Source organism: Novosphingobium colocasiae (genome assembly GCF_014652555.1).
Lineage (GTDB): Bacteria > Pseudomonadota > Alphaproteobacteria > Sphingomonadales > Sphingomonadaceae > Novosphingobium > Novosphingobium colocasiae.
In genome coordinates this window covers 1-12,390 of the sequence record NZ_BMZA01000005.1, presented here as the reverse complement: position 1 = coordinate 12,390, position 12,390 = coordinate 1, and the positions used below count along the sequence as shown (strand labels likewise).

The 12,390-nt window shown below is 65.6% G+C and carries 13 protein-coding genes; 5 read left to right on the top strand and 8 right to left on the bottom strand.

All coding sequences use genetic code 11. The features are described from left to right. Positions 1-5: 5 nt before the first annotated feature. From IE122_RS08900 to IE122_RS08880, 5 genes are all read right to left on the bottom strand, one after another. Positions 6-1,004 carry an SPFH domain-containing protein gene (locus tag IE122_RS08900; protein ID WP_189620817.1) on the bottom strand — a complete coding sequence of 333 codons (999 nt, stop codon included), beginning with the start codon at positions 1,002-1,004 and terminating at the stop codon, positions 6-8. A 77-nt stretch (positions 1,005-1,081) separates the two neighbouring features. Beyond that, complete coding sequence (locus IE122_RS08895; protein WP_189620816.1) at positions 1,082-1,954, bottom strand: dienelactone hydrolase family protein; 873 nt, start codon at positions 1,952-1,954, stop codon at positions 1,082-1,084. Between the two features lie 22 nt (positions 1,955-1,976). Then, positions 1,977-2,978, bottom strand: a complete 1,002-nt coding sequence (locus tag IE122_RS08890; protein WP_189620815.1) for an aldo/keto reductase — start codon at positions 2,976-2,978, stop codon at positions 1,977-1,979. Between the two features lie 88 nt (positions 2,979-3,066). After that, complete coding sequence (locus IE122_RS08885) at positions 3,067-3,468, bottom strand: VOC family protein (RefSeq protein WP_189620814.1); 402 nt, start codon at positions 3,466-3,468, stop codon at positions 3,067-3,069. Between the two features lie 81 nt (positions 3,469-3,549). Continuing rightward, a complete protein-coding gene (locus IE122_RS08880; protein WP_189620813.1) occupies positions 3,550-4,569 on the bottom strand; it encodes an NAD(P)H-dependent flavin oxidoreductase in 1,020 nt (339 codons plus the stop codon). 233 nt (positions 4,570-4,802) lie between these two features. Here IE122_RS08880 and IE122_RS08875 point away from each other — a divergent pair, with 233 nt between their 5' ends. Next, entirely contained in the window at positions 4,803-6,338 is a 1,536-nt protein-coding gene (locus IE122_RS08875) for a catalase (RefSeq protein WP_189620812.1), read from the top strand. A 594-nt stretch (positions 6,339-6,932) separates the two neighbouring features. On the opposite strand, the gene IE122_RS08870 is transcribed toward IE122_RS08875, so the two are convergent. Beyond that, positions 6,933-8,192, bottom strand: a complete 1,260-nt coding sequence (locus IE122_RS08870; RefSeq protein ID WP_444544219.1) for an aspartate kinase — start codon at positions 8,190-8,192, stop codon at positions 6,933-6,935. 67 nt (positions 8,193-8,259) lie between these two features. On the opposite strand from IE122_RS08870, the gene ubiG reads away from it, so the two are divergent. Beyond that, the gene (gene ubiG, locus IE122_RS08865; protein WP_189620811.1) at positions 8,260-9,054 is read left to right on the top strand and encodes a bifunctional 2-polyprenyl-6-hydroxyphenol methylase/3-demethylubiquinol 3-O-methyltransferase UbiG; all 795 of its coding nucleotides are present in this window, start codon (positions 8,260-8,262) and stop codon (positions 9,052-9,054) included. A 3-nt stretch (positions 9,055-9,057) separates the two neighbouring features. On the opposite strand, the gene IE122_RS08860 is transcribed toward ubiG, so the two are convergent. Continuing rightward, on the bottom strand, positions 9,058-9,405 hold the full coding sequence (locus IE122_RS08860) for an arsenate reductase (RefSeq protein WP_189620810.1): 348 nt from the start codon (positions 9,403-9,405) through the stop codon (positions 9,058-9,060). A gap of 71 nt (positions 9,406-9,476) precedes the next feature. On the opposite strand from IE122_RS08860, the gene IE122_RS08855 reads away from it, so the two are divergent. Continuing rightward, positions 9,477-9,851, top strand: a complete 375-nt coding sequence (locus IE122_RS08855; RefSeq protein ID WP_189620809.1) for a hypothetical protein — start codon at positions 9,477-9,479, stop codon at positions 9,849-9,851. 122 nt (positions 9,852-9,973) lie between these two features. Further along, positions 9,974-10,675, top strand: coding sequence for an HPP family protein (locus IE122_RS08850; protein WP_229813939.1), 702 nt, complete (start codon positions 9,974-9,976; stop codon positions 10,673-10,675). A 9-nt stretch (positions 10,676-10,684) separates the two neighbouring features. On the opposite strand, the gene IE122_RS08845 is transcribed toward IE122_RS08850, so the two are convergent. Continuing rightward, on the bottom strand, positions 10,685-10,999 hold the full coding sequence (locus IE122_RS08845) for an antibiotic biosynthesis monooxygenase family protein (protein ID WP_189620808.1): 315 nt from the start codon (positions 10,997-10,999) through the stop codon (positions 10,685-10,687). 180 nt (positions 11,000-11,179) lie between these two features. Between IE122_RS08845 and aroC the strand changes: the two genes are divergently transcribed. Next, positions 11,180-12,262 carry a chorismate synthase gene (gene aroC, locus IE122_RS08840; protein ID WP_189620807.1) on the top strand — a complete coding sequence of 361 codons (1,083 nt, stop codon included), beginning with the start codon at positions 11,180-11,182 and terminating at the stop codon, positions 12,260-12,262. Positions 12,263-12,390 lie beyond the last annotated feature (128 nt).

Genomic DNA, 12,390 nt, shown 5'->3' with positions numbered 1-12,390 from the left:
CCGGCTTACTGGCCCGAAGGGGGATAGGGCGGATTGGGCGTCACCGGCGGCACGGAAGAACGGCGCGGCGCGACCGGCGCGGGCGGAGTGGTCCCGCCGCCGCCACTGCCGATTTCCTTCACCAGTTCGCCGATCCCGCCCAGCGAGCCGATCAACTGCGTCGCCTCCACCGGGAACAGGATGGTCTTGGCATTGGGCGACGTCGCGAACTTGCCCACGGCCTCGGTGTACTTCTGCGCCACGAAGTAGTTGATCGCCTGCACCCCCGAACTGGCGATGGCGTCCGACACCATCTGAGTCGCGCGGGCTTCCGCCTCGGCCTCGCGCTCGCGCGCCTCGGCATCGCGGAAGGCGGCTTCGCGGCGGCCCTCCGCCGCCAGGATCTGGCCCTGCTTCTGGCCTTCGGCCTTGAGGATTTCCGAAGCGCGCTTGCCCTCCGCCTCAAGTATTTCCGCGCGCTTCTCGCGCTCGGCCTTCATCTGGCGGGCCATGGCGTTGGAAATGTCCAGCGGCGGCCGGATGTCCTTGATCTCGACGCGGGTAATCTTCACCCCCCACGGCGACGTGGCGTGATCGACCACCGACAGCAGCCGGGCGTTGATCTCGTCGCGCTTGGACAGCGTCTCGTCGAGGTCCATCGAACCCATCACCGTGCGCAGGTTGGTCGTGGTCAGCGCCATGATCGCGGCATAGAGGTTGTGCACCTCGTAAGCGGCGCGCCCGGCGTCCAGCACCTGAAAGAACACCACCGCATCGACGCCGACCATGGCGTTGTCCTTGGTGATGATCTCCTGCCCCGGAATATCCAGCACCTGTTCCATCATGTTGACCTTCTGGCCGACGCGATCGACGAACGGGATGATGATGTGCAGGCCCGGCTGGGCGGCGAGCGTGAACCGGCCGAGGCGCTCGATGGTGTAGACATAGCCCTGCCGGACCACGCGCACACCCATCATCAGGAACACGACAACCAAGAAAACCAGCGCAAACAGGAACTGGAACATGAAAGCCCTCCGAGCCCCGCGCGATGCGAGATCGCCACGATCCTAGCGCCGCCTCGGCAGGCAGCAAGAAAATCCGGTCAGAGGTTCGCGAACAGCGCCAGCATGCGCTCGAACGCCTTGTCGGCAGCGACAGGGTCCCAGGCCGGCGCATCGGCCACGCACCAGCCGTGATCGGCGGGATAGACCTCGATCTCGGCCGGGCGATGCGCGGCGTCGGCGGCGGTGCGCAGCGCGTCCTTGTCGGCCGGCTGCTTGGCATCGTCGTCCCTGGCGATGGCGAACAGGTATGACGCTTTGGTCCGTTCCAGCAGGCGAACCGGGCTGTCCGGTTCCGCCCCGACCAATCCGCCGCCGTGGAACGAAGCGGCCGCCCCCACCCGCTCCGGCGCGGCGGCAGCGGTGCGCACGGTGAACGGCCCGCCCATGCAGAACCCGTAAGTGCCCAGCTTGCGCTTGCGATCGACCGCCGCGTTGCCATCCAGAAAAGCCGTGAATGCCGCCGCGTCGCGGGTGATCGCAGCAGGCGTCAAAAGCGCGCGCATCGGCTTGACCTTGTCCATCCCGCCAGCGGCGAACACTTCGCTGATCGAATTGAAAACCGGGGCCGGGGCGGAGCGATAATAGGGGTTGATGACCAGCACGGCATAGCCCTGCGCCGCCAGCGCCCGCGCCATGATCCGCTTGACTTCGCGCAGACCGGCGATGTCGGGCCACATCAGCACACCGGGATGCGCGCCTTCGGCCGGATGGACCAGAAACCCGTCGCACACCCCATCCGCAGTGGAGATCGAAACCGATCGTTCCGCCAACGCCGCATCACCGGCCGCCGCGCGCATGCTGCCACATCCGGCCAGCATGCCGGCCGTGCCCAGCGCCGCAAAACTGCGCCGCGTCAGCCCGCGCCGGGCCAGCAGCGTATCGATATGCTGCGGGGTCAGATCGTCACACATGCCGGTCGCTCCCTGGCCGAGGTCAGGCGAATTCCTCGGTGTCGATGGCCGCCTGGGTCGCGGCGTTATAGCGCGGTCCCGAAACGCTGGCGTGATTGATGAGTTCCCCCGCCGCCGCGATCACATCGGCCGGCACATCGATCGCGCTGGCCCCCAGATTTTCCGCCATGTGCGCGGGCGAGGTGGTGCCGGGGATGACGTGAACGTGCTCACCCTGCGCCATCGCCCACATCAGCGCCAGTTGCGCCGCCGTGACCCCCGCGCTCAGCGCCAGTGCCTCGAACCGTTCGATCAGCGCGCGGTTATGCGGCCAGTGATCGGCGGTAAAGCGCGGCATCGTGCGGCGCAGGTCCTTGTCCATCAGACCCGAGGCATCGCCCAGCGTCGCGCATAGCGCCCCGCGCCCGACCGGCGAAAAGGCCACCATCGCGATCCCCAGCTCGGCCGTGGTCTGCAGCACGCCCAGTTCGACGTTGCGGGTCCACAGCGAATATTCGTGCTGTACCGCCGTCATCGGGAACACCGCATGCGCCTCGCGGATATGCGCGGCAGACCATTCCGAAACGCCGTAGCCGCCGATCTTGCCTGCTTCGACCAGCCGCGCCATCGCGCCCACGCTATCGGCGATCGGCACTGTCGGATCGAACCGGTGCATATAGACGAGATCGACGAAATCGGTTCCCAGCCGCACCAGGCTTTTGTCGATCGATGCGGTGATGGCTTCTGGCCGGCAATCGATGGCCCGGTCGGGGCCAGTCGCGACGATTCCCGTCTTGGTGGCCAGATAGAACTCGCCGCGCCGGTCCATCACTGCATCGCGCAAGATTTCCTCGCTACGACCTTGGCCATAGATATTGGCGGTATCGAAGTGATCGTAACCAGCATCGAGCGCGCCACGAAACAGCGCCACCGCCGCATCGCGATCGATCGCATCACCATAGGCCCAGCACACGTTCATGCAACCGAGCCCGACCGGGTTGACGAGACGGGGTCCCAGACGGCGGGGGGTATGGGGTACGATCATGGAAGAAGCCTCAACCCTTGGCAGACAGGAACCGGGGCACGCTAAGGGGAAAAGGTCAGGTCCGGCAACCCCCGCGCGACGCGACGCATCACGCCGCGACGAAGTTCAATTCGATGTTCACCGCATCCGGCCCCTGAACCACGATCTGGCGCAGCGTCATGCCCGCGAAATGCCTCGGCCGATAATCTATGCCCAGTTCTTCCAGCCGGGCGCGGCAATCGTCGAACCCGGTGCAACTGAACGCGACGTGGTGGAAACCGTTGGTGGAAGCGCCCGGATTGTGGCCCGCGTAACTTTCCGGCATGGACAGCCGGTCGATCAGGTGGATCACCGCCTGCCCGTCGCCATCGCGCAACCACACGCCGCGCAAGCCACCGAGGTCAATCGGTATATCGCTGCGCGCCAGCCCCAGCACCAGTTCGTAGAACGCAGCCGAAGCGTCGAGATCGTCGGTCAGCAGATTGACATGGTCGATGCCGTTGATGCGCATGGCCGTTCCTCTCTCACCCCGCGCTCGCCGTTCCACGGGCCGCGCGCCGGGAGCCTGCCCGTGCGCGCAGCGGGAGGTGTATCAGGCCGCCGCGCGGCTGGTAAGTGCCTGTTCGCATTCGCCGAGCAGCGCGGCGATGATGTCCGCCACCGGCTCTTCGCGGGTGACCATGCCGACCGACTGCCCGGCCATGATCGACCCGCTTTCGACATCACCGTCGATCACCGCGCGGCGCAGCGCGCCCGCCCAGAAGTGTTCGATCTGCAATTGCGCTTCGCCCATGTCCACCGTCCCGGCATCGAGCAGCCGGGCCACTTCCACCTGCTTGGCGGTGAATTCCTCGGTACCCTTGTTGCGCAGCGCCCGCACCGGGATCACCGGCAGGCGTGGATCGACCTGCACCGAGGCCACCGCGTCGCGCGCATTGGCGCGGAAGAACGCTTTCTTGAAATCGGGATGAGCGATGGATTCGCTGGCGCAGGCGAACCGCGTGCCCAGTTGCACCCCGGCGGCACCCATTTCCAGGTAGCTGGCGATCATCTCGCCCCGGCCGATGCCGCCCGCCACGAACACCAGATGGTCCGCCGCCAGCGCCGGGAGGAATTCCTGCGCCAGCACCGAAGTCGATACCGGGCCGATATGGCCGCCCGCTTCCGATCCCTCGATCACCAGCGCATCGGCACCCGACCGCAACAGCTTCTTCGCCAGCGCCAGGGTGGGCGCGAAAACGATGACCTTGGCACCGAATGCCTTGATCGCCTCGACACTGCCCTTGGGCGGGATACCGCCGGCCAGCACGACATGGCCGACGGCGTGCTTTTCGCAGACCGCGATCAGATCGAACAGTTGCGGGTGCATGGTGATGAGGTTGACGCCGAACGGCTTGGCGGTCAGTTCCTTGGTGGCGGCGATCTCGGCATCGAGCAGTTCCGGCGTCATCGCCCCGCAGGCGATCACCCCGAATCCGCCGGCGTTGCTGATCGCGGCCACCAGATTACGCTCGGAAACCCAGCTCATCGCGCCGCACAGGATCGCGTGTTCGCTGCCCAGAAATGCACATCCCCGCGCCATCATCGCGGCGGTCTTCGAACTGGCGGTCATCGGTGCTCCCTGAGCGCGCTTTATCCCTGTCGGCTGCGCCATAGGATGCCGCGGCAGCGCACACAAGCGGGCGGGCGTTCGGGTAATCGCGAAACTCGCGATGGTTTCCGCATACTGATTGAAAAATCCGATGACTGTCAGGGTACCAATCGGCTTCGCTCCGGCCCCATACAGCGCTAACCTCTCCCTATCAGCCCGCTATGGGCCTCCAGAACAGGAAAGAGGAGCCAGACATGACCGGATCCGACACCCCGAACGGCCAGTGCCCCTACGCTCACGGCAGCGCCGGTGCCACCCCGCTGACCACGGCCTTCGGCGCGCCCGTGGTCGATAACATGAACTCGCTTACCGCCGGCCCGCGCGGGCCGCTGCTGATGCAGGACGTATGGCTGATCGAGAAGCTGGCCAACCTCAACCGCGAAGTGATTCCCGAACGGCGCATGCACGCCAAGGGTTCGGGCGCATTCGGGACCTTTACGGTGACGAACGATGTCAGCCGCTACACCCGCGCCGCTTTCCTTGGCGAAGTGGGCAAGAAGACCGAGATGTTCGCGCGCTTCACCACGGTGGCCGGCGAGCGCGGCGCGGCCGATGCCGAACGCGACATTCGCGGCTTCGCGCTCAAATTCTATACCGAGGAAGGCAACTGGGACATGGTCGGCAACAACACGCCGGTCTTCTTCCTGCGCGATCCGCGCAAGTTTCCCGACCTCAACAAGGCGGTGAAGCGTGATCCGCGCACCAACATGCGCAGCGCCACGAACAACTGGGATTTCTGGACCCTGCTGCCCGAAGCGTTCCACCAGGTGACGATCGTGATGTCCGACCGCGGCATCCCCAAGAGCTACCGCCACATGCACGGCTTCGGCAGCCACACCTATTCGTTCTACAACGAAGGTGGCGAGCGGTTCTGGGTGAAGTTCCACTTCCTGACCCAGCAGGGGATCGAGAATCTGACCGATGCGGAAGCGGCAGCGGTGGTCGGCGGCGATCGCGAAAGCCACCAGCGCGACCTGTACGACGCCATCGAACGCGGCGACTTTCCCAAGTGGAAGATGATGATCCAGGTCATGCCCGAGGCCGAGGCGGAGACTTGCGGCTTCCACCCGTTCGACCTCACCAAGATATGGCCGCACGGTGCCTATCCGCTGATCGAGGTGGGCGAATTCGAGCTGAACCGCAATCCGGAGAACTTCTTCGCCGATGTCGAGCAGAGCGCGTTCGCGCCTAACAATCTCGTCCCCGGCATCGGCGTCTCGCCCGACAAGATGCTGCAGGCCCGGCTGTTCGCCTATTCCGATGCCCAGCGATACCGGTTGGGGGTGAACCATCACCAGATCCCGGTGAACGCGGCGCGCTGCCCGGTGTTTTCCAACCACCGCGACGGGGCCGGCCGGGTTGACGGCAATTACGGCGGCATGCCGCACTACCAGCCCAATTCGTTCGGCAAGTGGCAGGACCAGCCCGAATTCCGCGAGCCGCCGCTGCGCCTTTCCGGTGCGGCCGATTTCTGGAACTTCCGCGAGGACGATGACGATTATTTCAGCCAGCCGCGCGCGCTGTTCCGCCTGATGACCCCGGCCCAGCAGCAGGCGCTGTTCGATAACACTGCGGCGGCGATGGGCGATGCGCCGGACTTCATCAAACAGCGCCACATCGCCAACTGCACGCGCTGCGATCCGGCCTACGGCATGGGCGTTGCCACCGCGCTCGGGCTGCCGGCCCCTGCGCCGCAATCGCTCCCGGCCGAACCGGAACTGGCCGACTGAACACGCCCGAGGGTCGCACAACCCGTCGCCGCCGGCAGCGCGTCACCCGACGCCTGTCGGCGGGTTCACAGTCTGTGCCAAGGCCGAGGCGGCGTCGCTTGCGGGCTGCTTCGCCGCGCCGCAGCGACGCACTACAATCCCTTGATTTAATGAAACTTATTCAAACCATTGCATAAATGCGACGGCGAAGTCGCGAAGCGCGGCTTTCCGTCGGTTTCGCGTTGCAAAAGACCAGCCTTACCGTTAGTTAACCCGCATTCCAGCCCGGAAACCCGTCGATGTTGTTGCAGCGCGACGATCCGGCCGCTGGATGGCGCAAAAATGGCGGACTGCCTAAGCCCGCATTGACGTCTTTGTAACGGATTCAATTTACAATCGCTTGCATTCCGCACGCGCGGCGGGGCGATTTGGTTAGTTTCTGGATGCAATCGATCGCCGGTCCAGCCGGCATCGACACGGATCGCGAAAAGATAGCCGGGAGCCCCGGGTTAGGCCGCCCCCATGTGGCCGGGACTGGTCAGTTTAACCGCTGGCCAGTCCTTCTGCGTTCTGTGGGCGCGCAATCGCACACCACTGGCGCGATCGCCTGCAGGCTCAGGCAGCGGCGTCCAGTTCGTAAGCGGTGTGGAGCACGCGCACGGCCAGTTCGGTCTCGTCGGCGTCGATCAGGACCGAGACCTTGATCTCGCTGGTGGAGATCGCCTGGATATTGATACCGCGATCGGCCAGCGCCCGGAACATCGTGCTGGCAACGCCGGCATGGCTGCGCATTCCCACACCGACGACACTGATCTTGGCGACATTGCCCTCCGCGATCATGCGGAAATAGCCGATCGCATCCTTGCGTTCTTCCAGCAGCGCCTGGGCGCGGACCAGATCGGCCTGCGGGACGGTGAAGGTGACATCGGTCTCGCCCTTGTCCTTGGCGATGTTCTGGATGATCATGTCGACGTTGATGTTGGCTTCGGCCAGCGGCCCGAAGATCGATGCCACCGCGCCCGGACGGTCGGCGATGCGGGTGAGCGTGACTTTCGCTTCGTTCTTGTCGGCGGCGATGCCGGTGATCAACTGGCGTTCCATGTCGCTTCCTTCGAGTTCTTCGTCGCTGACGATCATCGTTCCGGGCAGGGTGTCGGCGGCGGGCGCGTTCTCGTCGATGAACGAGGACAGCACCTGAATGCGGACCTTTTCCTTCATGGCGAGGCTGACCGAGCGGGTCTGCAGCACCTTCGAGCCGACCGAGGCCAGTTCGAGCATCTCCTCATAGGTCACCAGCGGCAGCTTCTTGGCCTTGGCGACGATGCGCGGATCGGTGGTGTAGACGCCGTCGACGTCGGTATAGATATCGCAGCGATCGGCCTTCACCGCAGCCGCCACCGCCACCGCCGAGGTGTCGGAACCGCCCCGGCCCAGCGTGGTCACCCGGCCCGCCGGCGAAACGCCCTGGAAGCCCGGGATCACCGCGATCTCGCCCGATGCCATCGAGGCGATCAGGGCTTCGGCGTCGATATCCTCGATGCGCGCCTTGGCGTGGGCATCGTCAGTGTTGATCGGTACCTGCCAGCCCAGCCACGACCGCGCCTTGCAGCCCAACGCCTGCAGCGTCAGTGCCAGCAGGCCCGACGTCACCTGTTCACCGCTGGCGACCACCACGTCGTATTCGGCGGGATCGTACAGCGCATTGGCTTCGCGGCAGAAATTGACAAGCCGGTCGGTCTCGCCGGCCATGGCCGAAACCACCACCGCCACTTCGTGCCCGGCTTCCTGCTGGCGCTTGACGATCCCCGCCACGCGCCGGATGCGCTCGGTGCCGGCCATCGAGGTGCCGCCGAATTTCATCACGATACGTGCCAAGGGTCTTGTGCTCCTTTGGTCGAGCCTTGCGGTGGATAAGAGTCGGGCGCGCTGTTAGGGGTGGTTCATGGACAATGCAACCGCCACCAGCGCCGCCGCACCGACGATCGATCCGAACGAGGCCGCTCATTTCGGCTCTCTTGCCTCGCAATGGTGGGACCCCAACGGCTCTTCCGCGATGTTGCACAAGCTCAACCCGGTGCGCCTTTCGTTCATCCGCGAGGCGATCGACGCCCATTTCGGCAGCGATTCCCGCTCTGTCCGCCCGCTCGCCGGCAAACGCGCGCTTGATGCCGGATGCGGTGCCGGCCTGCTGTGCGAACCGCTCGCCCGGCTCGGCGCGGCGGTTTGCGGCGTCGATGCCGCGCCGGAAAATATCGCGGCGGCAACCGCACACGCAGAGGCGATGGGCCTCCTTGCCCCCCTCCCCTACCCCTCCCCTGAAGGAGAGGGGGCTGCCGGAACGGTAACCTATCTCTCCGGAGAACTGGGCACCCTCAACCTCGGCACCTTCGATCTCGTCACGGCGCTCGAAGTGATCGAGCATGTGACGGACAAGGCGGCCTTCATCAGCCAGTTGGCCGCCCGCCTCGCACCCGGCGGGCTGATGATCCTGTCCTGCCCCAACCGCACGCTGACCTCGCGGCTGCTAATGGTCGAGGCGGCCGAACGGCTCGGCCAGGTGCCGCGCGGCACGCACGACTGGAACCAGTTCGCCACACCCGAGGAACTGGCCGCGCTGGCCGCCGATGCCGGCCTTGAGCTGGGCGAACCGAAAGGGATCGCCTGGTCCCCGCTCAAGGGGCTGGCGCTGTCGGACGATCTTTCGCTCAACTTCATCGTCACTGCTACGAAAGGCTGATCCTCAGCCCAGCGCCGCGCGCCACTCCGGCTCCTTGAAGCCGACCAGCAGGCCGCCCGGATGCTCGACCACCGGGCGCTTGATGCAGCTCGGATTGGCGACCATCAAGGCCACAGCCTTGCCCTCATCAAGGTCAGCCCGATCCGCTTCGGGCAGCTTGCGAAAGGTGGTGCCGGCACGATTGAGAACTTTCTCCCACCCCGCCTCGGCCACCCAGCGTGCCAACCTCACGGGATCGGCCCCCTCCTTCTTGTAATCGTGAAACGCATAGGCGATGCCCTGGGTATCAAGCCAGACGCGCGCTTTTTTCACGGTGTCGCAGTTGGGAATGCCGTAGAAGCTCAAAGTCACGCAATATCCCTTTTTCAAATTCTCTGGGCCGATCTAGCGCGGGGAAAGCGGCGGGCAAGATAGGAGATGCCATGTTCGGCTGGTTTAAAAAGAAGCCGGCCCGGCTTCAGCCCGAGAGCAAGTGGGTCGTCGATGGCACCGGCGATCAAATTGCGGTGAGCGATGACGACGGTCATCGCCGATCCATTGCCAAACGCGACCTTTATGGCGTCGCGATAGAAACCAACGACAGTGGACCGTGGGGGGCCGATCTTTGGTGGCTGCTGTATAGCGCTGACAAGAAACTGGCATGCGCCTTTCCTCAGGGCGCGGCAGGTGAAACTGCCATGATCGAATTTCTTTTCGCGCTACCGGGTTTTGATCACGCCGAAATGACCCTTGCGATGCGGTCAACGGACAACGCAACATTCATGCTGTGGCAGAAAGCACCCGATAGCACCGCCTGATCCTATCACTTGCCTGCCAGCCTAAAGCCCGGCTTGCCCGTGGGCTGGAAATCCTCCCTCGCCATGTCGATGGCAGGTGCTTGAAAAGCAGGCACGAATCAATCGAAGCAGGGCAGCAACACGTGGTCACCAATTTCATGCGTCGCACCGCGCGGCTCGGGCGGCAGGCGGCGACCGGGCATCTGGGCTGGTTGCGCGGGGCGATGGGCAGTGTCATCGGGATCTCGCTGGCCGGGCTGGTGACCATGGCGCTGCTGGGATCGCAGGCGCAAAGCCTGCCCTGGCTGGTCGCTCCGCTCGGCGCATCGGCGGTGCTGGTGTTCGCGGTGCCGGCAAGCCCGCTGGCGCAGCCCTGGCCGGTGATCGGCGGGGACTGGCTGTCCGCCGCCGTCGGTATCGCCGCCGGGCACCTCTTTCACATCCCCTGGCTCAGCGCGGCGATCGCGGTCGGCGCGGCGATTGCGGTGATGTCGCTATGCCGCTGCCTCCACCCGCCCGGCGGGGCCTGTGCCCTGCTCTGCGCGCTCGGAGCGACCGGGGCGCAGGCGTGGAGCTGGCCCGTGCTGCTGCCGATCGCCGCCAATATCCTCATCCTCGTCGCGGTCGGCTACGCCTACAACGGCCTGACCGGCCACCCCTGGCCGCACCGGGCAACGACGGTGCCGGTGCCAGTGGCCAACCGCCCCGGTTACGAAATCGCCGATCTGGAAGCGGTGCTGGGCGAATGGAACGAGGTGCTGGACGTGGACGTCGCCGATCTCGACGCGCTGTTCCGCGCGGTGGAACGGCGGGCCGACCGGCGCGAGCGGGGGCTGGTGGACTAGGTCGTGAACCTAGGCTTCGGCTTCCGGCCCGAACCGGTGCACGCGCGGCTGGTCGCAGGCGAACAGGGTGTAGCTCTCGTAGTACTGCGCCCGGCCCCGGCCCTGCACGCGGGCGTGTTCAGCCTGCCGGCCCCAGGCGCGGGCTGATGCCTCGTCCGCCCATTCGGACAGCGCGATGACCTCGCCATCCTCGGCAGCATAGGATTTGAACGACAGGAAGCCCGGCTGCGCGCGCGCCAGCGCCGCCATCGCATCGGCATCGGCCGCATAGGCGGCGGCATCGATATCGGTGCGCTTGCGGTTGCGAAAGACGACGAGGAACATCTTCTCCTTCTGACTCTTCCGCGACCGCCGGACAAGCCCACCCCGTTACGACTAGCTTCGCCTGCGGCTCAGCAAGTCTCGCTCCCCTCCCGCGCGCGGAGGGGCTAGGGGTGGGCCTTATCAGGCAGGCACGTCGGACCCGATGGACTTTTCGCCCTTCTTGCGACAAAGCGCTCTGCCATGTCGTTCAACACCTTTGGCCACCTGTTCCGTTTCACTACCTGGGGCGAAAGCCATGGTCCCGCGATCGGTGCCGTGGTGGACGGGTGCCCGCCGGGCCTTGCCATCGATGAAGGCATGATCCAGCCGTTCCTCGATGCCCGCCGCCCCGGCCAGTCCAAGTTCACCACCCAGCGGCAGGAGCCCGATCAGGTCCGCATCCTGTCCGGCGTGTTCGAAGGGCGCACCACCGGCACCCCGATTAGCCTAATGATCGAGAATGTCGATCAGCGCTCGAAGGACTATTCGGACGTGGCGCTGGCCTATCGCCCCGGCCATGCCGATTATGCCTATGATGCCAAGTACGGCTTTCGCGACTATCGCGGCGGCGGTCGTTCGTCGGCCCGCGAGACCGCCAGCCGCGTCGCTGCCGGCGCGGTCGCCCGCCTGGTCATCCCGGAAGTGACGATCCGCGCCTATGTCTCGGAAATCGGCGGCGACATGATCGACCCGGGCAACTTCGATGAGGCCGAGATCGGCGAGAACCCGTTCTTCTGCCCCGATCCCGCTGCCGCCAAGCGGTGGGAGAAAATCGTCGATGATGCCCGACTGAACGGTTCCTCCGTCGGCGCGGTGGTCGAATGCTATGCGCGCGGCGTGCCCGCCGGCTGGGGCGCTCCGCTCTACGGCAAGCTTGATGCCGATCTGGCGGCAGCGATGATGGGCATCAACGCGGTCAAGGGCGTGGAGATCGGCGACGGGTTTGCGGCCGCGCGGCTGACCGGCGAAGGCAACGCCGATCCGATGCGCCCGCCGGTAGAGACCGGGCCAGACGGCGCGCCCGAATTCCTGGCGAACCACGCAGGCGGCATCGCCGGCGGCATCTCCACCGGCCAGCCTGTGACCTGCCGGGTTGCCTTCAAGCCGACCAGCTCGATCCTCACCCCGCAGCAGACCATAACCCGGGACGGGCAAGCGACCGAGATGTTCACCAAGGGCCGTCATGACCCCTGCGTCGGTATTCGCGGCGTACCGGTGGTGGAAGCGATGATGGCGCTGGTGCTGGCCGACCACAAGCTGCGCCATCGCGGCCAGTGCGGCTGAAGCAGTTCCCCATTCGTCTCGGGTTGGGTTGCGGGTCTGACACGGCCCGATATCAGCCAGTTCTTCGTCACCCCGGGCTTGACCCGGGGCGCCGCTCTCTTCCCGCAACACTGTGAAAACCAGCGGGG